At 45.9% G+C, this 20,349-nt stretch carries 25 protein-coding genes; 8 read left to right on the plus strand and 17 right to left on the minus strand.

All coding sequences use genetic code 11. The features are described 5' to 3' along the window. Window positions 1–7: 7 nt before the first annotated feature. On the minus strand, window positions 8–1,645 hold the full coding sequence (locus tag LZG72_RS05970; protein ID WP_233868798.1) for an ABC-F family ATP-binding cassette domain-containing protein: 1,638 nt from the start codon (window positions 1,643–1,645) through the stop codon (window positions 8–10). Window positions 1,646–1,788: 143 nt separating this feature from the next. On the opposite strand from LZG72_RS05970, the gene LZG72_RS05975 reads away from it, so the two are divergent. Together LZG72_RS05975 and LZG72_RS05980 are read left to right on the plus strand one after the other, a co-directional pair. Beyond that, the gene (locus tag LZG72_RS05975; RefSeq protein WP_233868799.1) at window positions 1,789–2,037 is read left to right on the plus strand and encodes a hypothetical protein; all 249 of its coding nucleotides are present in this window, start codon (window positions 1,789–1,791) and stop codon (window positions 2,035–2,037) included. A 79-nt stretch (window positions 2,038–2,116) separates the two neighbouring features. After that, window positions 2,117–2,323 carry a hypothetical protein gene (locus tag LZG72_RS05980; RefSeq protein WP_233868800.1) on the plus strand — a complete coding sequence of 69 codons (207 nt, stop codon included), beginning with the start codon at window positions 2,117–2,119 and terminating at the stop codon, window positions 2,321–2,323. Window positions 2,324–2,343: 20 nt separating this feature from the next. Here the strand turns inward: LZG72_RS05980 and LZG72_RS05985 are convergent, their stop codons facing one another. From LZG72_RS05985 to LZG72_RS05995, 3 genes are all read right to left on the minus strand, one after another. Then, window positions 2,344–3,153: an SDR family oxidoreductase gene (locus LZG72_RS05985; RefSeq protein ID WP_233868801.1), complete on the minus strand. Its 810-nt coding sequence runs from the start codon at window positions 3,151–3,153 to the stop codon at window positions 2,344–2,346. Window positions 3,154–3,270: 117 nt separating this feature from the next. Beyond that, window positions 3,271–3,708 (minus strand): DUF2809 domain-containing protein, encoded by a 438-nt coding sequence (locus LZG72_RS05990; protein WP_233868802.1) that lies wholly within the window; start codon window positions 3,706–3,708, stop codon window positions 3,271–3,273. Window positions 3,709–3,755: 47 nt separating this feature from the next. Beyond that, the gene (locus tag LZG72_RS05995) at window positions 3,756–4,046 is read right to left on the minus strand and encodes a hypothetical protein (RefSeq protein WP_233868804.1); all 291 of its coding nucleotides are present in this window, start codon (window positions 4,044–4,046) and stop codon (window positions 3,756–3,758) included. A gap of 366 nt (window positions 4,047–4,412) precedes the next feature. On the opposite strand from LZG72_RS05995, the gene LZG72_RS06000 reads away from it, so the two are divergent. Together LZG72_RS06000 and LZG72_RS06005 are read left to right on the plus strand one after the other, a co-directional pair. Then, entirely contained in the window at window positions 4,413–5,093 is a 681-nt protein-coding gene (locus LZG72_RS06000; RefSeq protein ID WP_255700913.1) for a DUF3800 domain-containing protein, read from the plus strand. Window position 5,094: 1 nt separating this feature from the next. Further along, window positions 5,095–5,613 (plus strand): hypothetical protein, encoded by a 519-nt coding sequence (locus tag LZG72_RS06005; RefSeq protein WP_233868808.1) that lies wholly within the window; start codon window positions 5,095–5,097, stop codon window positions 5,611–5,613. A gap of 350 nt (window positions 5,614–5,963) precedes the next feature. On the opposite strand, the gene LZG72_RS06010 is transcribed toward LZG72_RS06005, so the two are convergent. Continuing rightward, on the minus strand, window positions 5,964–6,230 hold the full coding sequence (locus tag LZG72_RS06010; protein WP_233868810.1) for a hypothetical protein: 267 nt from the start codon (window positions 6,228–6,230) through the stop codon (window positions 5,964–5,966). 99 nt (window positions 6,231–6,329) lie between these two features. Continuing rightward, on the minus strand, window positions 6,330–6,761 hold the full coding sequence (locus LZG72_RS06015) for a hypothetical protein (RefSeq protein ID WP_233868812.1): 432 nt from the start codon (window positions 6,759–6,761) through the stop codon (window positions 6,330–6,332). Between the two features lie 141 nt (window positions 6,762–6,902). Between LZG72_RS06015 and LZG72_RS06020 the strand changes: the two genes are divergently transcribed. Together LZG72_RS06020 and LZG72_RS06025 are read left to right on the plus strand one after the other, a co-directional pair. After that, window positions 6,903–7,793: a helix-turn-helix domain-containing protein gene (locus LZG72_RS06020; RefSeq protein WP_233868814.1), complete on the plus strand. Its 891-nt coding sequence runs from the start codon at window positions 6,903–6,905 to the stop codon at window positions 7,791–7,793. A gap of 70 nt (window positions 7,794–7,863) precedes the next feature. Then, window positions 7,864–8,601 (plus strand): SDR family oxidoreductase, encoded by a 738-nt coding sequence (locus tag LZG72_RS06025; protein ID WP_233868817.1) that lies wholly within the window; start codon window positions 7,864–7,866, stop codon window positions 8,599–8,601. A 10-nt stretch (window positions 8,602–8,611) separates the two neighbouring features. Here the strand turns inward: LZG72_RS06025 and LZG72_RS06030 are convergent, their stop codons facing one another. The 3 genes from LZG72_RS06030 to LZG72_RS06040 form a co-directional block, all read right to left on the minus strand. Further along, entirely contained in the window at window positions 8,612–9,862 is a 1,251-nt protein-coding gene (locus tag LZG72_RS06030; RefSeq protein ID WP_233868819.1) for a dipeptidase, read from the minus strand. Between the two features lie 62 nt (window positions 9,863–9,924). Continuing rightward, window positions 9,925–11,229 (minus strand): hypothetical protein, encoded by a 1,305-nt coding sequence (locus tag LZG72_RS06035; protein WP_233868822.1) that lies wholly within the window; start codon window positions 11,227–11,229, stop codon window positions 9,925–9,927. A 122-nt stretch (window positions 11,230–11,351) separates the two neighbouring features. Next, the gene (locus tag LZG72_RS06040; RefSeq protein ID WP_233868824.1) at window positions 11,352–11,732 is read right to left on the minus strand and encodes a helix-turn-helix domain-containing protein; all 381 of its coding nucleotides are present in this window, start codon (window positions 11,730–11,732) and stop codon (window positions 11,352–11,354) included. Window positions 11,733–11,829: 97 nt separating this feature from the next. On the opposite strand from LZG72_RS06040, the gene LZG72_RS06045 reads away from it, so the two are divergent. Beyond that, entirely contained in the window at window positions 11,830–12,570 is a 741-nt protein-coding gene (locus tag LZG72_RS06045) for an SDR family NAD(P)-dependent oxidoreductase (protein ID WP_233868827.1), read from the plus strand. 62 nt (window positions 12,571–12,632) lie between these two features. Here LZG72_RS06045 and LZG72_RS06050 read toward each other — a convergent pair whose 3' ends face one another. The 8 genes from LZG72_RS06050 to LZG72_RS06085 all read right to left on the minus strand — a co-directional run bounded on the left by LZG72_RS06050 (window position 12,633) and on the right by LZG72_RS06085 (window position 19,540). After that, a complete protein-coding gene (locus LZG72_RS06050) occupies window positions 12,633–13,154 on the minus strand; it encodes a GNAT family N-acetyltransferase (protein ID WP_233868829.1) in 522 nt (173 codons plus the stop codon). Window positions 13,155–13,175: 21 nt separating this feature from the next. Beyond that, entirely contained in the window at window positions 13,176–13,487 is a 312-nt protein-coding gene (locus LZG72_RS06055) for a multidrug efflux SMR transporter (RefSeq protein WP_233868832.1), read from the minus strand. A gap of 26 nt (window positions 13,488–13,513) precedes the next feature. Next, the gene (locus tag LZG72_RS06060; protein WP_233868903.1) at window positions 13,514–15,160 is read right to left on the minus strand and encodes a hypothetical protein; all 1,647 of its coding nucleotides are present in this window, start codon (window positions 15,158–15,160) and stop codon (window positions 13,514–13,516) included. Window positions 15,161–15,247: 87 nt separating this feature from the next. Further along, window positions 15,248–15,874: a hypothetical protein gene (locus LZG72_RS06065; RefSeq protein ID WP_233868834.1), complete on the minus strand. Its 627-nt coding sequence runs from the start codon at window positions 15,872–15,874 to the stop codon at window positions 15,248–15,250. 207 nt (window positions 15,875–16,081) lie between these two features. Beyond that, complete coding sequence (locus tag LZG72_RS06070) at window positions 16,082–16,609, minus strand: hypothetical protein (protein WP_233868837.1); 528 nt, start codon at window positions 16,607–16,609, stop codon at window positions 16,082–16,084. An 88-nt stretch (window positions 16,610–16,697) separates the two neighbouring features. Then, window positions 16,698–17,519, minus strand: a complete 822-nt coding sequence (locus LZG72_RS06075; protein WP_233868840.1) for an HAEPLYID family protein — start codon at window positions 17,517–17,519, stop codon at window positions 16,698–16,700. Window positions 17,520–17,591: 72 nt separating this feature from the next. After that, window positions 17,592–18,866 (minus strand): HAMP domain-containing sensor histidine kinase, encoded by a 1,275-nt coding sequence (locus tag LZG72_RS06080; protein ID WP_233868843.1) that lies wholly within the window; start codon window positions 18,864–18,866, stop codon window positions 17,592–17,594. Next, window positions 18,863–19,540, minus strand: coding sequence for a response regulator transcription factor (locus tag LZG72_RS06085; protein ID WP_233868846.1), 678 nt, complete (start codon window positions 19,538–19,540; stop codon window positions 18,863–18,865). Before LZG72_RS06085 ends, LZG72_RS06080 begins: the two co-directional genes overlap by 4 nt. Before the next feature lie 346 nt (window positions 19,541–19,886). Between LZG72_RS06085 and LZG72_RS06090 the strand changes: the two genes are divergently transcribed. Further along, entirely contained in the window at window positions 19,887–20,339 is a 453-nt protein-coding gene (locus LZG72_RS06090) for a hypothetical protein (protein ID WP_233868849.1), read from the plus strand. Window positions 20,340–20,349: the final 10 nt, after the last annotated feature.

Consider the following 20,349-nt stretch of genomic DNA (forward strand, 5'->3'; position numbering starts at 1 on the left):
TAACCCTTTACTTCGCCAATTGCAAATCCGCAATACTCTTAATCCGATTCCTTTCCAAAAACGCATCAATAGTCTCAAAATGCTCAATTACCCTTTTATCCTTAAACTCAAAAACCTTCTGAGACAGCCCTTGCAAAAAGTCACGATCGTGAGATACCAGCACCAGCGTTCCGTCAAAGTTTCTGAGTGCCTCTTTCAAAACATCCTTGGACTTTAAATCCAAATGGTTCGTAGGTTCATCGAGAATCAATAGGTTTACAGGTTCCAGGAGCAACTTCACCATGGCGAGGCGCGTTTTTTCTCCGCCTGACAGTACACTTACTTTCTTGTCGATATCCTCACCTTGAAACATGAAGGCTCCCAAAATATTCTTGATCTGGGTTCTTACATCTCCTTCTGCGACTTCGTCCACTGTTTGAAAAATGGTCAGATTTGGGTCTAATAAGGCTGCCTGGTTTTGGGCGAAATAGCCGACCTTGACATTGTGCCCGAGCTGGCAGGTTCCTTCGACATCGATCTGGCCCATGATGGCCTTGATCATTGTAGATTTACCTTCACCATTCCGGCCCACAAACGATACCTTTTCGCCTCTTGAAATGGTCATGCTTGCGTTTTTGAACACAACCTGATCACCGTAGGATTTGGAAACATCTTTTACAGTCACCGGATAATCGCCCGACCTTGGCGAAGGTGGAAAACGCAGTTTTAGGGCTGAGTTGTCGATCTCATCGATTTCAATGATTTCGAGCTTTTCGAGCATGCGTTCGCGGGAGGAAACCTGGTTGGTTTTGGAGTATGTGCCGCGGAAGCGTTCGATAAATTGCATGTTATCAGCAATCATTTTCTGCTGTTCCTGATACGCCTTCACCTGGTGTGACCTGCGCTCTTCACGCAATACCAGGTAATGCGAATAGTTTGCTTTATAGTCAAAAATCCGTCCCATAGTCACTTCAATGGTGCGGTTGGTAATGTTGTCGATGAAGGCACGGTCGTGGGAAATGACCATTACTGCATTGGATTTATTGACCAAAAAATCTTCCAGCCACATCACGGATTCAATGTCAATGTGGTTGGTAGGCTCATCCAGCAAAATAAGGTCTGGCTTTTGCAACAGTATTTTGGCAAGCTCAATGCGCATACGCCAGCCTCCACTGAATTCCTTGGTTTGCCGCTGAAAATCTTCCGGCCTGAATCCCAATCCTTTCAAGGCTTTCTCCACTTCCGCGTCATAATTGACTTCTTCGAGCTGGTAATATTTTTCACCTATTTCGGTAACCTGTTCGATGATGGCCATGTATTCATCGCTCTCGTAATCGGTGCGGGTTTCGAGCGCGAGATTCAGTTTTTCCATTTCGGCACGCATTTCAAAAACCTGCTTGAATGCTTTGGCCGCTTCTTCGAAAACAGTACAGTTATCTTCGGTGAGTAAATGTTGCGGCAAATAAGCGATCACGGCGTCCTTCGGTGCACGTACATGCCCGCGATTGGCTTTTTGTTCACCAGCAATAATTTTCATCATGGTGGATTTCCCCGCTCCATTTTTACCCATCAGGGCAATTTTATCGGTAGGATTAATAACGAAGGAAACTTCGCTAAAAAGGACAGATCCGCTAAATTCAACGGCCAAATTCTCAACTGTAATCATCTTCTCATTTTTTGAAGCCGCAAAGCTACGATGATACGATTATTGATCAACAGTATTGAATCAATTGTTAATCAGGAGCGTTTTAAAATAAGGACACAACTTCCTACTTAACTATTTTACAAGCAGATAACCAACTAAAATATATGGACTTACGTACGACATTATCAGTAAATGAAACCTTTATGGAAATGCTGAAAGATTGCAAAAACCGTGGAGCAAAAGCAGAAATGATCCTGGACATCAACGGACTGGAACGGGCTGAGGGAGTTATTAAGGAAATTCACGTGGACGATCCAAATCCTTACATTGAGCTCGAAGACGGGAGAAAGATTGTAGAAAAAACAATCGCCGCACTTAATGGACTTTTCCGCCCAGAGTATGCAGGATGTTAACAGAGTGGTTGGGTTGCTTTTGCTTGGCGTGCGGAGTGACATCTGATACAGAATATTGTGATCCAACATCTGAATGCAAATGGACAAATCAAACGGATACGAGGACAACGTGGCGACATTCATTCTCCGTCGCTGTCAGGGCTCGATTCAGGGCGCGATAGAGTACTCCAAAACCAGCAAAAAATCCACCCTTGCCCTCCATGTGGCGCCGCTCAACAAAAAAGGCCCTGATTTTTCAAGACCTTTTTTGTGTTCAGAAAGCAATGCAATGCTGAAAATCGCATAAGTTCCAAACAAGACAACAACCTACTCATCCTCCCCTTTCTTCCCTTCCACAGGCTCCATCATCTTGTGCATGGTTGCGGCCACAGCGGTGTCCGGCATGATGTGGCTTGATGCGACCATTGCTTTATTCATCAGTCCCGACACGATTTTGTCATCGCCGGACATGAGGGCTTCGTATCCGTCTTTTGCCACCTTTGCGGGATCGGCGAGCGGGCCTTCTTTCACCATTCTGGCGTCCTCCTGCTCGGCTTTGCGGAAGAAGTCGGTATCCGTGACGCCGGGAAGCAATGCCGTGATCGTAACATTGGTTTCTTTGACCTCATTGCGGATTGCTTCTGTAAAGGATGTAACAAATGCCTTGGTGGCATGATACACAGCCTGCAACGGTCCGGGCAGCTCGCCGCCGATGGAGGAGACGTTCAAAATCTTTCCCTCATTCCGGGCAACCATTTCTTTCAGGAAAAATTTCGTGAGAACGACATAGGCGCCAATGTTCAGCTGGATGATGTCGAGCTCCCGGTTAATATCCGTTTCGATAAATTCGCCATACTGCCCCTGCCCGGCATCATTGACCAGCACATTAACAACGATCCCGCGACGCTTCACTTCTTCATAGACCTCAAAAGGTGCTTCTCTGCGGAACATATCACTCGCAATCGGGACAACTTCCACACCATATTGTCCGCTCAGCGCAGAGGCGGTGCTTTCCAGTTCGTCCTGGCTGCGGGCCACGATCACCAGATTGTATTTATCCTGTGCAAAAAGGCGGGCAAGTTCGAGCCCGATTCCGCTCGTTGCGCCGGTAACAAGGGCATATTGTTGGTTTGACATAATTGTATTTGAATTTAGTGTTTAAAGGAATGTCTTCAAGTGCGGCAGCAGCAAACGGCGTCGGGCTTATAAAAAGCCTGCCAAAGACGTCAGTAAATGATGTTGGAAATGAATCAGTTACTTATGATGCTGGCCTAATGCTGAGTTTTTAACAGGGTTAATCCCAAAAATTTCAACAATCACCCCAAGTCCAACTCCCACACTATAACAAAGCAAATCGCTCCATACGAATGTAAAACCGAGTATTAATCCTCCCAGTGGCATATTTCGGATGCCATCAATCCAAGGCGCATGATAAATCTGACTGAGTTCAATGCATACCGAAAATCCGAGCGCTGCCGCAGCCACCTTCCAGGTTAGCCATTTATAAAAAATAAAAGCCAAGCCGAAAAACACCATCATTGCCCATAACACATCACCCACATAAAGCTTAATGAATGAATAATCCCCAAGCAGACGCCGCGACAAAAAACCAGTGAGCATCACACCGGCAGTAAGTGACCCGTAAATTGCCCGGTTCCTGTAATAAACCGGTGAAGAAGAATTCTTTCGCATTGAATGCGTAAAACAAAAAAGGACTGTCGCCAACAGTCCTCAAACTACTAAACCTTTTCCCCCATCTTCTCGAAGCCCTCCCAAAGCACCTTCAAATCAAAAAGCGCAGACTTTTCGGCCGTATCAAACGGAATATCCGAATGATAAAGCGCCAGATCGTGGACCATTTTGAGCGAATGCGCCAGATCCTTGCAGCCCTGACATTCTACGAGATACCAAAACTCGGCTTGGGATTGCGTCAGCGGGGTGCCGACATTTGATGCGTGACGGGCATCATTCGTTGGGTTGACTGAATGTGAATTCGAGTCGACACTTTCTTCATTCGTTAAAGTTTGCATTTGACCACGAAAAAAAGAGTGAGAAATAAGGAGAGGTCACCGCAAACTTTAACGAATGAAACTACATCGGTCAGGTCTCGGGACTCGCACCCGTATGCCTCTCCAGGACCATTTTGGTCTGACATTTGAAAATAGCTTCATGAAAAATTTATTAAAGTTTGCGGGGCAAATATAGGGCATTTTTAACATTCAGCGCTTCAAAAGTAAGATTCAGAAATCGGCGGCCTAACCAAGTTGACCATCCAACTTAAAGTATACGCACTTCAACCGTCACTCAATTATTTTATTATTTATTAGATTTGTTACAAGGTCGCTCTTGGAGTGGCCTTTTTATTTTGTAATAAGTGAGCATAATCTATTAGTGGAATGACCATAGACGAAAAAAAAACATTCAACATATTCTGCGACGAGAGTACCCATTTGCCTCATGACAAAATGCCCTACATGATCATTGGATATGTTCAAGTGGCTTCCAACGATATTAAGCGATATAAAAACGAATTGCGTGAATTGCGGGCCAGGCATTCGAAAAAAGGAGAATCGAAATGGAGCAAGGTTTCGTATGCGGAGCTAGCATATTATGAGGATCTCTTGCATTATTTCTTTGACTCATCTATGTGTTTTAGAGCGGTTATAGTGGATAAGTCACAGATAGACGAAGCTCGGCCAGATTTTACTTATGATGATTTTTATTTTCGGATGTACTATCAATTATTACATCACAAGATGAATATGGCCTACAATTACAATGTCTACTGTGATATAAAGGATACAAAGAGTCATAAAAAATTAGCCCGATTGAAAGACATGCTCCACTGGAACGCTTCAATCAAAAATTTTCAATTTATCCGTTCACATGAAAGCTCCTTTATGCAATTAACGGATGTAATTATGGGAGCTATCAACTACAAACTGAGAGACAAGAGTGCTGTACTTGCAAAGAATAAATTGATAGAAATTATAGAGGCAAGATGTGTTTCACCAATTACGCGGTCGACACCAAAAAGTGAAAGTAAGTTTAATTTGTTCTATATCGACCTAAAATAGAATGCCGCACAATCTATTGAAAATATTTAATCATTTGTTGGAAATTGGTCATCTAACAGAACATCAAAGAATTGAATCGCTTCGAAGAGTATTTGAACGAGACTTTGACGACACGCTGAATTTCAGAACCAAACTGATACGACCTATAAAAAAAGACGGGCAGCACACTGTTGACGCAACGTTTCGACATTTAATAACCAGAGACGATTACGACGAAAAGGGGAAGAAATTAGGAAGAAGTTTCGAGATGGCAAGATCGTTAAGACTTCACTGGATTAAACATCACTTACTTGAAAGTAGTCCAGCAGCAATTGAGATATTTAGTTTTCAGGATAGAGTAGATGGTCGTGACAGAGTTAGAACTTACATCTACGACCATGAAAACAAATATGTAATTATCCTCGAACCCCAGAAATCCAAGTTAGATTACTATATCATAACTGCATACCATCTGAATGAACCCGGTGGCGAAAAGCAAATCAAGAATAAACTTAAAAATAGACTTCCTGATATACATTAAACCGCAAGACCCGGTACATGTCGTGATGTATCGGGCCTCGAAACTCCTTTCTCCTAGTATGGCAGAATGAGCGATTCAAAGGTAGTTATAAAAAATCTAAAAACGCAATATTGCCAAATATAATTCTGCTCATTTTGTTAAAACTAAGCCTTCCGGCCAACAGTCAATAGAAAATTCAGAAAAACGGTGACTTAGCTAGAAGAAGTTTCGTTTTGGCTAATAATTGCCGCAAGACTTAAAGAAGTAGTCTTCTCCGATCTCTGTTTTCCAACTCATCAGACTTAGCAGCATTCCAAGCTTGAAACTTCCTAAACGCCTGCCTCTTCCACATTTGCTGCCCATTCATTAACCTAAGCTTCTGTTTCGGCTGAGATGGTGAAGATTACTTGGTTGCCTTTGCTTAGGTCGGCTAACTCGCCTTTCACGCCGTTTTCTTTCAGAATGTCATCCTTGAAAAAGTGGATCACGAAACCTTCGTCGCCGAATATAAAGCTGGCGAGCTCGTCGCTTTCGTGGCAGGAGTTCTTTTTGATTACTTGCGTGAGGCAGCTGGATTGCGCCCATATTATATTTAAAAAAATCCCAAGTGAGCACCTAGCAACGCATCCATTCGGCATACATCTCTATGGTATAATCAACTTCCCATGCTTCGCAGGGCCAAACTTCTCGTATTTGTATTTAATCATTTGTCTCCATCCCTAATCCACTAACATTTACTATTTTTCCCTGACAAATGTCTTAAAATTGCCTTTACAAGTTTCGATGAACAGCGTGTCGGGATGGGTTTGTGTGACATTCAATTCCGGGCATGCTGCGCAGAGTGAGTAAGCGCACGCCGGGTCCAGGACAGCAGGCTTATCAGGTTTGGGCTTGAACTCGCGGCCATTCAGAAAGTACTGTGAGGGAAGGCAGCAGGGAACATATCCGCTTTCGTTTAAAAGAACGCCATCGTACCTAAATTCGTAGACCCAGGAATTTTGTTTTGGCACGGGTTCTATAATTGTCGAATCCCCGCGAACCTGCCGCTGATCGATCACCCGCCATTTCCCAACGATCGGGGTGATCTCGCGCAATGGAATGGGATTATTTTCTTTCCTGCATCCCGCAAATGCAAGTAGTATTAAAATGGATAGTAAAAACCTGGTCATAGCTTATTGTTTTAAACAATCAAGACAACCATTTGGCCATTTACGTTGTAACAGAAAGGTGACAAATTCGATAGCTATTTGCCGGGTGACATCATAGCCAAACTCAGGAACCAAACTCCCGCCAACCACGTACATCTAACAATGAATACCCTAAAAACCACTCAAACCGTCTCCGTACATTCCCTGGAACAAGACCCGGTACTGCCTGGGAAAATGTTTAGCATGAGGCATTTCGAGGGGGTGCGTCCGCATCAGTCGGAGCTGCTCGTGCCGCACAGGAAGGACTATTATCTGTTTGTATTTGCCCGTCGGGGTGGTTCCCGGCATTGGGTTGATATGACGCCTTATGATACCAGGGACAACACATTTTATTTCTTCGGGCCGAACCAGGTAATTGTAAAAGAGGAGCCGAAAGATATGTGGGGCACGGCATTCGCATTCGACAAGGAATTCCTCGCATTGCACGACAATGCCTCGCTGGCCCGGCTGCCGATCGTTCGCAACGAGCAGAATTCGCATGAATTGGTGTTATCGGAAGCCGACGTCGCATTCACCGAGGATATGTTGGCAAAAATCCAGAAAGAGTACGACGAGCCTGGCGAGTGGCAGCAGAGGATGATCACGGCGTATCTGACGCTCCTGCTTACCTACCTGAGCAGGTTGTACAGCGAGCAGTATGAAAGCATTTCGTCCTCAACCGATAAGTCTTTGTTGAAAAAATATCGGACAGCGATTGATGAGAATTTCCGCGAAATACACCAGGTAAGCGAATATGCGGCATTGCTCTATGTGTCGCCCGGGCATTTGAGGGAGGTCGTAAAAGGCCAGAGCGGGAAGCCGGCTATCGCGCATATCCAGGAGCGAATGGTGCTCGAAGCGCGGCGGATGCTGTTCCACACCGAATATTCATTAAAAGAAATCGGTTTCGACCTCGGTTTTTCGGACGCTTCCTATTTCAGCCGGTTCTTTAAAAGGGAAGTCGGCATGACACCAGCCGAGTACCGCGCGCTCACCCGCGAAATGTACCAGTGATGCTGCGCAATGTATATCATCTGACGGTGCGGGACAATCTAATTTTGTCCCAACAAAAAACAGATGAACTATGAAAACCGCATTGATCACAGGTGCCAACAAAAGCATTGGCTTCCAAACCGCCCGCCAATTGTTACAAATGGGCTACTTTATATACCTCGGCAGCCGCGATCGGCAAAAAGGCGAGCAGGCAGCGGAACAGCTGAAATCAGAAGGATATGACCAGGTCGAAGCCATTGTCATCGACGTCGATAACCCGGATTCCATTAAAGCCGCACGCCAGACTTTGGGCAGTAAAATCAAATCGCTGGATGTGCTGATTAATAATGCAGGGATCAGCGGAAGCTTCCCTCAAACAGCTGCTGAGTCAGATACTGACAATTTTCGCCAGGTATTCGAGACCAATTTTTTCGGCGCGATTGAAACAACACAGGCTTTTCTGGACCTGCTCAAAAATTCTTCGGAGCCTCGGATTGTCAACGTAACCTCTGGATTGGGGTCACTTACCCTGCACAATGATCCTGATTGGAAGTACTATCACGTCAAAGGTGCGGTTTACACATCTTCCAAAGCTGCATTGAACGCCTACACGATCGTACTGGCTTACGAGCTGCGCGACACGGCTTTCAAAGTAAACGTGGTAGATCCTGGTTACACCGCCACAGACTTCAACCATCACAGCGGACCGGGAACCGTTGAAGACGCAGCAGCCCGATTGGTAAAAGCGGCGACATTAGGATCTGATGGGCCGACAAGTCAGTTTTTTAGTGATGACAACGCGCCGGAAACAGGAATTAGTCCCTGGTAATCGGCTCCATTTATTTCCCTTCTGTCACCTGCCGAATTACCCGGAGCCAGTTTAAGCCAAGTATCTTTTTGATCCGCTGATCAGTGTAGCCCAGCTTTTGCATGGCCATAGTAATCTGCGGAAAGTCACTGATGTCTTTGATCTCACGTGGCAATTCCGGGCCGCCGTCCAGATCGGAACCCAGCGCAATGTGATCCTCGCCAACGAGTTTTACGCCGTAATCAATTACTTTGGCCAGCTGGTCCACATGCATCCAGTACTCATCCGGAATGGTCCCTTTGAATGTAAATGGAAGCTCGCGTGCAAACTCTTTGTCCACATCCTCAATGGTTTGCGTGGTAACCTGGGATGTGAGGATCCGCGGTATTTTAGGCTGCGGACTGGGCTGCACTTTAATCGGATTGTTTGCTTTCTGCCATGCCCAATATTTTGGATTGTTGAAAAGGCTGCCAAAATGCACGCCGATCACACCGCCTTTTGCGGCGATTGCTTTCGCAGCTTCGTCGGTAATGCACCGGGGATGATCCACAATTTTATGAAAACCGCCGTGGCTATAAATCACGGGATGACGGCTGGCTGCAACCGACTGCATAATGGCGTCGTTGGACGCGTGGGCCACATTGATGATCATCCCAAGATCGTTCATTTCTTTGATCACCGCCTTTCCGTGCTCATTAATACCGCCCCAGGTGTACACATCGTTGCAGGCATCGATAAATGCATTTGTGGTACTGTGAGCGGTCAGCTGCATCGAGCGCAGGCCGAGCTTGTAAAGCGAGCGCAGCAAATCAAGATCACCATAAAGGTCATAACCACCTTCCAGATCCAGGAAGGCGGCCATTTTACCTTTTTTATTAATCCTTTGAATATCCGAAGCCGTGAGTGCCAGCTCGATCATCGCATGATTCTTTTTGATCTGGTCCAAGGCAAGGTTTACCACACGGAATGTATTCTTGGTTTCGAACCTTCCCGGATAATAATTCTCAGGCGTGTAAACCGAGAAGAACATCGCATCCAGTCCGCCTTCTTTTGCACGTGGCAGATCGACAGTCCCATCCGGATAACGCTGCCCGATATCCGTTTTCATCACCAGCTCGCGGCTCATGACATGCGTATGCCCATCCATCACAAATGCATCACGATGCAGGTCGGGTAAGGGTTTATTTCCAGAAACAGGAACGGATAAAAGGGATTGTTTTGAAATAATAGTACCGGCAACCGGCAAAAGGGTCAGGGATTTTAGAACGTCTCTGCGTTTCATTCGCTATTTATCGTCGTAAGATTTGTGTTTTGTGTCAATGTAAATAATGATTGAAGATTCAATCATTCAGCAAAACCCCGCATATAGGGAACATTGGGTGGACGTTCTCCTTTACTAAATTGCGCTCCTCGCGTCGAGCGGTATTTGATATTCATAAACGGCGTTTCAATGCGGCGTCCGACGGCGGAATACTTGCCGTTTTCCCAGTTTGATTCCATATTGTACGCAGTTATCCCGGTCGACAAAAGCAGCCTTTCTGCGTTAAATGGCTCTTTTCCGGTTACCATCAGTTCGGTGATCCAGTGTGGCTGTGAGTTGGAAGCGTGGTACTGCGAAAATGGCCCTGGCCAGTCCAGCATTGAAATGACCGCCGGGTCTTTTTGCCCTGCGATTTCACCGGCATAAGTCCAGCCCACGCCCTGGCCGGAATATATCGCCGCTTTTGTCCCATCATTATACTCGACAATGCAGACATTCGGTTTGGCGATTTCCTGAAAGTGTCCCTGTTTCAGATCAAATTTCGCGCGCACGGATTCAAGCAGCTTGCTCGCCCAGGGATTTTTTTCGGTCCACTTCCATGTTTCAGGACCTCGAATGCATTGCACCGACCTGACGCCCGTTTCACCTCCCTTGCGGCGTTCCACAAATGCCTGCAGAACGTCCACACAATGGAAAAGTGCTCCTTCATCAGAAGCGCCACCAATCACGACCGATGCTTTTATAGGTGTATCAATATCCAGTTCAATCTCGGGCTTGCGGAAGTAGACCGGTATGGAAGAACCGCCGGATAATGGGAAGTTTAGTTCGCGCGATTTATCAAACATCCATTTGGCTTCATCCCAACTGTATGAAAGGTGCTTATCATTAAAAACCGGCACGGAACGCTTACTCTGCTCGAAAACGCGTATCACTTTTTCGTAGATCCACCACCGCGGCAGGAGCCACTGTCCTTTGAGATTGGTCGGGTATTCGCCATGCTCCCCGACGATCACAACGCCATCCACTGCAAGTTCTTTCCCACCAAGTGTGACGGCTTCACCGACTGTTTTAAAAATCGGAATGTTTTTCGATTTGCATATTTTCTGTCCCAATCCGCTCGTTTCGAACTGATGGATGTAAACGGACACCACGTCCACCCGAGAAGGCGTATGCGCACCCTCCCACCAATAGCCGTCCAAAAGCTTCGTTACGATCCAGTCCGCATGCGATCTTGTAGCACCCCAATAGCTGACCAGGCATGCGATACGAGGCCGTTTTTGCGCAGGCTGCGGAATAGCGCCAGCTGGAAATCCTGCCAATGCTGTTAAGCCGGCCATTCCGGTAATTCCCAGCATTTCTCGCCGGGTCAAAAGTGGGTTTAGTTCCATGGTTTGGGTTAATGGGAGTAATCTTGCCGCTTTTTCATTTGGTATAAACCTACACAATTACTAATAATAGTTTCTGCATTCCAAAGATTTTTAGACAGCCCGCGCCTCCGTGGAATGTGCTGCTACACTGCTACTTCCGCAGCAATGCGATCCGCGCTCAGACTTCTGTGCATATTTCCCCAGTCGGACATGGCCGATATAACGGATTGCATGGACAGGCCGAGTTCCGTCATTTCGTATTCAACGCGCGGCGGCACTTCCGGAAATACCATCCGTCGCACGATCCCATCACCCTCCAGTTCGCGTAGCTGGGCTACCAGCATTCTTTCGGAAATACCTTCGATCGATTTTTTGAGCTCGCCGTAGCGCATTGTGCCGTGCATAAGCCGGCACAGGATCGCAGGCTTCCAGCGGCCGCCTAACACGCCGAGTGTATAAGCCATACCGCAGCTATCGCTGATCATTTTTTCATTCAAAGCATTGGTGGATGTCTCTTTTCTCATTTCTTACTTTTTTGTTGGTACCTAACAATTTGCTGCTTGCTTACAAATATAAAGCAACCTCCGTAAGTTTGTAACGCATTAAAAACAAAATGTTCATATGAAAAAGTTAGAAAATAAAATCGCATTGGTTACCGGGGGAAGCCGGGGAATAGGCGCCGCGATTGTGCGCCGTTTGGCGGGTGACGGAGCCAAAGTTGCATTCACCTATACGCGCTCCAACGAAAAGGCGGAAGCACTCGCAGCGGAAATTACCGCCGCCGGGGGAGAGGCTTTTGCCATCGCAGCGGACAATACCAAGTCCGAAGAAGTAGTTAGTGCAGTGAACAAAACGGTCCAAAAATTCGGTGGGCTTGACATTCTGGTGAGCAATGCCGGCGTGTATATCGGGAAGGAATTTGGCGAACATACCATCGATGATTATGACCAGGTGATGGATGTAAATGTGAAAGCAGTTTATGTAGCGGCTCTTCAGGCGGTGAAGCATCTCAAAGCAGGCGGGCGGATCATTACGATCGGGAGCAATATGGCGGACAATGCGCTGGGCGCGCAGAATACATTATACGCCATGAGCAAATCGACGCTCCAAGGCTTTACCCGCGGACTAGCGCGCGACCTGGGGCCGAAGGGAATTACCGTCACCCTGGTGCAGCCCGGCCCGATCGACACCGATATGAACCCTGCCGACAGCGAGCTGGCTGATTTTGTCCGCAGCAAAATGGCGATCCCGGCTTATGGTACGGGCGACGACATTGCCGGCCTGGTATCGTTTCTGGCAAGTGAAGATGGGAAATACATTACAGGATCCTGGGTCACTATCGACGGTGGACTGAATGCCTGATTTACTCGCCCCCGAGCCAGATGTTGATCTCTTTTATTTTTTCGGGATTAAAGGGATAACGGTTATTGTAGCACCTTCTTCATCATCACGTCCGTCTGCTCATCTTCGCCGAATTTGAAAATGTGCTTATCGAAGGCGACAAAACCGTGCTTTTCATAAAATCGGATGGCTTTCCGATTTTCTTCCCAAACACCCAGCCAGAGGTATGTTTTCTGTTCGAGCCGGGCTATTTCAAATGCTTTTTCGTAGAATAGCTGACCTACTTTTTTGCCGTGATAGGCGCTTTTAACGTAAATGCGCTCGATTTCGAGGGAAGCCGGATCTTGCAGCTCCGTCTGCGCCTGACCGGCATTTAGTTTCATATATCCAACCGGATTTTCGCCAAGCCAGGCAATGAAAAACTGCGATTCCGGATTGCTGAGTTCGGCGGCCATTTTAGCGTCACCAAAATTTTCAGCCAAATATTTATCCATATCTGCTTCAGTATTGGCTTCTGCAAACGTCTCGAAGAAGGTTTCTTTACCGATTTGCTGCACCGTTGCCAGACTGTCGGCATTAGCTTTGACTATCGTGATCTGATCCATTTTTAATAATTGCTATTTATTTCAAGAGAGTTTCATCAGCACCAGCCCGGCGGTAATGAGCAAAGCAGCGGTTACCCGCATTGCATTCACAGGCTCACCGAGTATAAAAATGCCGATCAGGAACGCACCGACAGCCCCAATGCCTGTCCAGACCGTGTAGGCGGTGCTTAATGGTAAATTTCGCATTGCCAGAGCAAGCAAAGCAAAGCTCGCAATCATTGCGACAATTGTAATTGATGTGGGAATGAGCCGGGTGAAACCTTCCGACTGCTTCATGAAATAAGCCCAGACAACCTCGAGGAGGCCGGCGGCAACCAAATAAATCCAAGACATGACTTTTGACTATTAAGTGAATAAAATCACTGACCAGTAATCTTCACATCTTTAAACATAAAATCATTATCGCTGACCCTCAGTGCTTTCCCGCTGGCAGTTGTTACGTTTTTCATGTTAACTTCTTTCGTTTTAACATAAGGAAATTTCTCCTTGTAGGAGCCATCCCTCATTTGTGGGTTAAAATTCGCAAAGATGACAGGCCCCTGATAATTTTCCGGATGCTGAGAATCGTTGATGCGGAGGTTTTCAATCGTGATTTTCTCAGGCATATAGCTTGTGTAGCCGAAATCGTGCTGACCCGAATTGGACCCTCCGATAAGCGCGGCACTGATGGGTTTACCATTTGCCGGCACGAAAACACTGTTTCGGATCACCACCTCTCCCTGCCAGGTACTGCCGTAGTCGGAGCGCAGATTGATAAACGTTCTGCCACGAATGGTCGAATTTTCCACTAATAAAAGTCCGCTGCCAATGGCATTGATCCCCATGTGCCCGAGCGTCGAGTTGCGGATAGTAGCGTTGGCGACACCCTGGTGGGCGTCGAACCGGGAAAGCGTACAATTGTCGTAAAGCAGGTTTTTGCTGAAATTAGAACCGAGAATGCCCCAGTATTTACTGTCATTAATGTCATTCGTCTGGCTGCAATTCACGAAAGAAACATTGAGCGCGCGATTCACAGAAAGGTCGTAAGTGCCCATGGAAACCGGCTTATCGGCCGTGCCGATGGTGCTGTAAGTCTGGTGCCCGGTCAGAACGGAGTTTTTTACCGTTACATAGGAACAGTCCCCGATGCTGATAAAACCTCCATATGGCGCCCCGTGGTCTTCTTCACCTTTGATATAATGTTTCAATCCTTCCACAGTCACATTGGAACGCTTGATTGCGATATTACGGCTGTAATACGTGTATTTGGATTCGGCTTTATTGGCGATGGTAGTAAAATTTCCGCCGGTGATTTTTAACGGTTTCTCGTCGATGGGAAGCGCGGTGATCTCCGTTATTTTATCAAAATCCCAGATAATCGGCGCATTCATATCCACATTACCGTCTTTATCAACCACAAAAATATCCGTCTGCGAAGAACCATTATTTTGATTTAGCCCAAACCGGATGTATTGCTTCACATTAGCATTCGTCACCGTGATCAGGCACGGCCCAGGCAATGACGCATCGATTTTTTTCTGATTTCTTTTCAGTGATGCTACCGTTTCCAGCTTAAAGGGTTTGAGATCGGAACCGACCATAAAGACGGAAGCATCGCGTCTTTGGACTTCAGTATCGTCGATGATAAAGGCTGCATTGCCAAAATCGGTGTCCGTGCGGATGATTACCGTGAGATATTTTCCTCCAATGTAGTAGGTTGCTCCGGCGTCCGCTTTCACCCTGAGACTGTGCAGGTTGGCAAATGCATGCGTAGCGGCGATGGCATTTATATCATCCGTTTTTCCATCGCCCCTGGCACCGAAATCACTGTAACGGACTGTTTTGGCAGCCTTGAATTTAGAGACATCTTTCGGGGGCACATTCACGCGTAGTTCGCCTTTCTCGCCGACGGAAACGTGCATTTTTCCCTTTTCAGAAGTGATCACTACATTTTCAGCCGGGCCTTTATCCTGAGCCTCCGTAACAATTGCACAGATCAAAAAGAGGAACATCAGCGTATATTTCATCACAAGAGCTAGGTTGGTGGTCATCTACTGGAAAGAAGTTAATGAGATAACCTTACCCTTGCTCAACAGAATTTGGCGGAATAAAACTTAGGGTTTTTTTAAATAAACATCCGTGATTTTGATCCGGAAAAGCCCATTGGTAAACCGGGCTGCCGGCGGCATTATGTTGTGCAGAAACAAATCTCTGGTGTTATCCTCCGTGAAAGTAATGGCAAAACGACCTTCAACGATACCCGTAGCTTTGTCGAACTTGGTGACTCTTACCCAGCCTGGCTTTTGCCCGCGATAAACATACGAATTGAGCAGCCCACCCGCATTGCCTATGTAAGACAGGCTGGCATACTCATTTTTTAGCTTGCTGCGTTTGTTCAATCTGGCAATATTGGAGCGGCCTTTTTTTAATGGAATATTATAGATCACCAAACCTTGGGTTCGCGTACATTCAGGGTCCAGACACCCGTTACTGGTATTCGGATTCGGCCCGCCTCCCATGCCGTTATAATCAATGTCGGTATGGACCAGAAGATTAAACTGCCGGACATCCTCCATTTTTTGATCTGCTTCTTTAAGCCGCAAGACCTTTCCGGTACCGTACCACACCGAATCATTCAGGATACTCGTGACATTGAAAACACTGTTCTCCGGCAGGGACGGTTGTTTGGCACACCCCGCGCAGAAAACAAGAAAGAATATACAGCGACAAAAAGCTTTCATCTGGATTTCCCTTTGTAGCAAAAAACAAATGCCAATCTAAAACTAATTATTTAGTTATTAAATAGAAAAGGCATTTATTTCAGACTAAATACTTCCTATGCTGCCGAGCGCAGTTTCAGGAAGCGGGTTTCTGGAAATCATCTACGGCGCGCCATAACGCATTCAACAAAGAAGATGCTCCCGGGACTTATGCCCGGAAGTAACTGGTTATTTAAACATCTTAGTCAGATCGTTCAGATCAACATCGCCGTCACCATCTTTATCCAGTCCTAACTTGGCGCCGATGCCGCCGAGGTTACCGGCCAGGCCACCTCCCGACGATGCGTTGCCGCCAGTGGCATTACCGCCCGTCAAAGATCCCAGCAATCCACCCAGGTCGAGCCCGCCTGAACCTCCCTGACTGCTTTTATTTACAATTTTGCTGAGTACTATCGGGATCAGCGCCGAAGCAATGGACGCAGCGGTGCCTGCATTAATACCAAACTTTTGCATGATGTTACCCATGAAATTATTTTTGATCTGCTGCACCGCAGGGTTATTTTCTGTCTGCCCGCTTTGTACCGATTCAAACAAACTGTTACGCTGAACTGGGTCGGTCAAGCCACTCAAGCCATTCACGATGGAATTCTGCGCTTCCTGCATCACGGCCCCGTTGTGCTCATTGGGCACGGCGTCGTTCTCGACAACAGTTTGTTGCCCACTTTGTCGAATTATATCAAATAGCTCATCGAACATATCTCGTCGGTTTAAGTTGAAAGATTATAGTTGAAATGATGGTTAAACAAACCGTACCAAGACCCGTTTGCATTCACTTTCCATTACCTCACTTTCTTGACTTCGGCTCGAAGATTACCCGGGCCATGAAGCTCATGCCGGCCCGGGAATTGGCAGGAATGCCTGTTAAAAGCCCGAGGGACAGATTGGAGGCCAATACCAGTTTCATTTGCGGGCGAAAAACCGTCTGACGGCTCTCGCCGGAGAACTCATCGTTTACTTCGATACCTACGAAATTGCCGCTGGGAAGAACATAATGCATACTTGCATTGATCTGATAGAACAACTCTCTCTTTGATTCTTCCGGCGTAAATTCCCATTCAGGACCGGTATAAAGCAGGGTATTTATTCTGCTCCCCCATTTTTTAGCAACTATAAAAAACGGACTGATGGAATTTCCTTTCAGCATTCCCCGGCCATGATCGATCGAGTAAAATGAATGCGCCCGAAATTCATGCATATACCCGCCGGCCATCGACATCTGGTGTTTTTCAGAAACCAGAAAAGTGTATTGCACCGCCAGTTTCAAACCTTCCACACGGTTTCTGGGTATCTCTGCCTCTTCCCCCGCATTGGCTGATCTGTAAAAAGCAAACGGAACTTCCACTTCCAGCCCGAGCCGGTTCACAGGTGAAAATTCATATTCAACGAAAGAATGGTTGATCGTGTAATCTTTACGCCCCTCAATCCCATATCCGACATTCCACTCTTTCTCCCCTTTTCTGGCACCCAGGTCCCGGATCAGGTCCATATAAAGTGGTTCTGCATGGCGGATTTTAAGAGGTTTTGATTTCTGTGTTGAATCCGTTTGCGCACTAACTGAAAAGTTTACCGCAGCGAATAATAATGTAGTGATGATGATGTGTTTCATGCCCTTCATGTTTTTTGATACAACATTAAAGGCCAAAACCGGAAGGAATTGGGAAAGAATGGAGAGTTTAACTTATTCCGGATTTTTTACAAATACTTCCATCGAATGTTTTCCATCAAAGTCGTAACGTATCCGGAAACCATACAAATCCACAATTGCTTTCACGATCGCCAGCCCCAGGCCGGTATTGTTTTTATCCCCTGATTCTTTGTGAAAACGGCGGAATATTTTCGCGGGATCCAATGGAGCAGCCGCTCCCGAATTTGAAATTTTGAAATAATCTTCCCCAATTTCTACATCCAGCGCTCCGTTTGTGTGGTTATGCACAATCGCATTTTTCATCAGGTTAGAGATCAGCATCATCGCCAGGTCCTTTTGCATGACCACATTCAACCCGCTTTTTTCCTCCATTGAAATCACGACACCTTTATACTCGGCAAAGTCGGCGAATTCTTCTTTCAGCTGAGAAACTACCGCATTCACAGAAACAGTTTCCGTATCGCTAAACTGCCCGTTCTCGATTTTTGAAAGCAGCAAAAGGGATCTATTCAGCCGAGTGAGCCTCTCCAAAGTCTGTATCACCTGGCCGATGGTTTCCAGGTTTGCTTCCGTGAGCTCATTTTTTTCAGCGAGCAGTTCTAGCCTGTTAATACTGATCGCGATCGGGGTTTGCAGTTCATGCGACGCGTTTTCAATGAATTGCTTTTGACTGTTATAAGTCTCCAATGCATGTAACACCAGCGACGTGACCGTTTCATTCAGTACCTTAAATTCCTTCACATTGGTATCCTCCGCGTTGAAAGTCTGATGTTTCCCGAGCCGGAAATTTTTGAGCTGGTCAACCAGTTTATAAAACGGTTTCCATACTTTTTTTAGCAAAAAATTATTGACGAGCAAAATGCTGGCAAGCAATGCGATATAAAGCCATATCAGCGCGAAAAACAAGTCTTCGATGAGATCATCCTCCTCTACCATGGACGAAATGACCTTCAATTCGTAGTATTTTTTATCAAGTTTAAAGGCAGTGGTCAGCAACCGAACCGGCTCCATATCCTCCTCGAACGGCATGTACATGAGCGTATCTTTATGGATATCCTTCATGTTTTTCGCACTTTCCCTGCTGATCTCCCTGATCTCATAATTCCCCTCGGCGAATTCCGTCTTGTGCAATGTGCTGCGATCGGCGTGTGCCTTTTCGATGATCAGCATTTTATAGTTATCAAGCCCGTCATCCAGACTGTCGTACACCTCGTCGAGCATATTGATATAAAATATCACCGCCCAGACACTCAGTATCCCGAACAATGCAAATGCGAGGTATTTTAAGGTGTGATTGAGCAAATTCATGGCTGTACCAGTTTGTAGCCGATGCCATAAACGGCCTGGATTTCTACATCAGCCTGATTGTCTTTCAGTTTTTTACGCAGGTTTTTTATTTGTGAATAAATAAACTCGTAATCGTCTGCCTGGTCCATATGATCGCCCCAAACGTGTTCTGCGAGCGAAGTCTTGTTCACCAGTCGGTTCTTATTAACGATCATATAAGTGAGTATATCAAATTCTTTCCGGTTCAAAATCAATGGCTGCCCGCTGATTGACAAGGTTCTTTCTTCCGGATCTAATTCAAGGTTACCGATCACAATCCGGTTTTTGCCCTGAAATGATTTTCTGCGCAATACCGATTTTACACGGGCCGTGAGCTCGGCAATGTGAAAAGGCTTGGTGAGGTAATCGTCCGCACCGAGGTTCAGGCCGGCTAACTTATCATCCAGCGAATCTTTGGCCGAAATGATGATCACATTATCCGATTTATCGAGATTTTTCAATTCCAGTAAAAGATCCAGCCCGCTCCCGCCGGGGAGCATAATGTCCAGCAAAATGCAGTCGTAATGGAAAGAAATAATCTTATCGAGCGCCGAATGAAAGGTATCCGCCGTTTCAACAAGAAAATTTTCCATTTCCAGCGACTGCCGGATCACATCCAGCAGATCAGGCTCATCTTCAATGATCAGAATTTTCATAGATCGTAAAGTTGCGATGCAAAACTGGAAAGAATCTGGAAGAGTCTTGTGAAATGCTAATTCACAATGTCTCCGAATTGCTTGAAAACAATTTGAAATGGATGAAACCTGATGACAACAAGAACCCTCCAGTAATGATGAAATGACGAGTCACAACGTCTAGCCGTTAAAATAGCTGGAAATGTTAACCCAAAACATTCGCACCGTCATTGTAATTAGTTCAGTTTTCTTTATAATAGCCGCAAGATTAAAGACACCGTTCGTTTTAACGTGTCTGATGCATAAAATGTGACCCTACGGGAGCATGAGATGAGTCAAATTCTGACTATTCTAAAATAAAATAGAAATGAACCGAAGCGATTTAAAAATTAAAATTCTGGCGATGCCTGATCCTGTCTGGGATATTTCAAAAGGCACTTTTGATGCAGAAAATCCAAAAAAAGCATACTATTATGACAACTGGAAATACATTCTGGACATGAAAGGTGAAGACCTTTTATTCACCATATTTTCCAAACACCGCGCTTTCAATTACGACTTAGATATCCGTTTAGTTTGCGATTGTGAAACAACATTCCTGATTTCGGGTCTTGACAGTACATTTTTCGGGAAAAAACCTGACCCAAATGCAATTACATTTACAACAGAACTTACTTCTTGTCATCTTGCTCATGTAAGAGGGCAAATGGTCAAGCCACTTGAAGGCACCGAGTTTCAGCGGCAAGTTATCCCCCCATTCCTTGGATTGATCGAGATACATAATAGACTTTCGCTTAGTTTTAATGTCAATGTTATTTAAACAGAACCAA

Source organism: Dyadobacter sp. CY323, assembly GCF_021390245.1.
Taxonomy (GTDB): Bacteria; Bacteroidota; Bacteroidia; order Cytophagales; family Spirosomataceae; genus Dyadobacter.

What these genes read in the sequence shown, in the direction of transcription:
- LZG72_RS05995 (WP_233868804.1), bottom strand. Translation starts at nt 4,046, where the DNA reads ATGCAAACTTTAACGAATGAAGAAAGTGTCGACTCGAATTCACATTCA.
- LZG72_RS06030 (WP_233868819.1), bottom strand. Translation starts at nt 9,862, where the DNA reads ATGAAACGCAGAGACGTTCTAAAATCCCTGACCCTTTTGCCGGTTGCC.
- LZG72_RS06045 (WP_233868827.1), top strand. Translation starts at nt 11,830, where the DNA reads ATGAAAAAGTTAGAAAATAAAATCGCATTGGTTACCGGGGGAAGCCGG.
- LZG72_RS06035 (WP_233868822.1), bottom strand. Translation starts at nt 11,229, where the DNA reads ATGGAACTAAACCCACTTTTGACCCGGCGAGAAATGCTGGGAATTACC.
- LZG72_RS05970 (WP_233868798.1), bottom strand. Translation starts at nt 1,645, where the DNA reads ATGATTACAGTTGAGAATTTGGCCGTTGAATTTAGCGGATCTGTCCTT.
- LZG72_RS05985 (WP_233868801.1), bottom strand. Translation starts at nt 3,153, where the DNA reads ATGTCAAACCAACAATATGCCCTTGTTACCGGCGCAACGAGCGGAATC.
- LZG72_RS05980 (WP_233868800.1), top strand. Translation starts at nt 2,117, where the DNA reads ATGGACAAATCAAACGGATACGAGGACAACGTGGCGACATTCATTCTC.
- LZG72_RS06015 (WP_233868812.1), bottom strand. Translation starts at nt 6,761, where the DNA reads ATGACCAGGTTTTTACTATCCATTTTAATACTACTTGCATTTGCGGGA.
- LZG72_RS06090 (WP_233868849.1), top strand. Translation starts at nt 19,887, where the DNA reads ATGAACCGAAGCGATTTAAAAATTAAAATTCTGGCGATGCCTGATCCT.
- LZG72_RS06025 (WP_233868817.1), top strand. Translation starts at nt 7,864, where the DNA reads ATGAAAACCGCATTGATCACAGGTGCCAACAAAAGCATTGGCTTCCAA.
- LZG72_RS06020 (WP_233868814.1), top strand. Translation starts at nt 6,903, where the DNA reads ATGAATACCCTAAAAACCACTCAAACCGTCTCCGTACATTCCCTGGAA.
- LZG72_RS06060 (WP_233868903.1), bottom strand. Translation starts at nt 15,160, where the DNA reads ATGAAATATACGCTGATGTTCCTCTTTTTGATCTGTGCAATTGTTACG.
- LZG72_RS05975 (WP_233868799.1), top strand. Translation starts at nt 1,789, where the DNA reads ATGGACTTACGTACGACATTATCAGTAAATGAAACCTTTATGGAAATG.
- LZG72_RS06010 (WP_233868810.1), bottom strand. Translation starts at nt 6,230, where the DNA reads ATGCCGAATGGATGCGTTGCTAGGTGCTCACTTGGGATTTTTTTAAAT.
- LZG72_RS06055 (WP_233868832.1), bottom strand. Translation starts at nt 13,487, where the DNA reads ATGTCTTGGATTTATTTGGTTGCCGCCGGCCTCCTCGAGGTTGTCTGG.
- LZG72_RS06080 (WP_233868843.1), bottom strand. Translation starts at nt 18,866, where the DNA reads ATGAATTTGCTCAATCACACCTTAAAATACCTCGCATTTGCATTGTTC.
- LZG72_RS06070 (WP_233868837.1), bottom strand. Translation starts at nt 16,609, where the DNA reads ATGTTCGATGAGCTATTTGATATAATTCGACAAAGTGGGCAACAAACT.
- LZG72_RS06075 (WP_233868840.1), bottom strand. Translation starts at nt 17,519, where the DNA reads ATGAAACACATCATCATCACTACATTATTATTCGCTGCGGTAAACTTT.
- LZG72_RS06085 (WP_233868846.1), bottom strand. Translation starts at nt 19,540, where the DNA reads ATGAAAATTCTGATCATTGAAGATGAGCCTGATCTGCTGGATGTGATC.
- LZG72_RS06065 (WP_233868834.1), bottom strand. Translation starts at nt 15,874, where the DNA reads ATGAAAGCTTTTTGTCGCTGTATATTCTTTCTTGTTTTCTGCGCGGGG.
- LZG72_RS05990 (WP_233868802.1), bottom strand. Translation starts at nt 3,708, where the DNA reads ATGCGAAAGAATTCTTCTTCACCGGTTTATTACAGGAACCGGGCAATT.
- LZG72_RS06040 (WP_233868824.1), bottom strand. Translation starts at nt 11,732, where the DNA reads ATGAGAAAAGAGACATCCACCAATGCTTTGAATGAAAAAATGATCAGC.
- LZG72_RS06005 (WP_233868808.1), top strand. Translation starts at nt 5,095, where the DNA reads ATGCCGCACAATCTATTGAAAATATTTAATCATTTGTTGGAAATTGGT.
- LZG72_RS06050 (WP_233868829.1), bottom strand. Translation starts at nt 13,154, where the DNA reads ATGGATCAGATCACGATAGTCAAAGCTAATGCCGACAGTCTGGCAACG.
- LZG72_RS06000 (WP_255700913.1), top strand. Translation starts at nt 4,413, where the DNA reads ATGACCATAGACGAAAAAAAAACATTCAACATATTCTGCGACGAGAGT.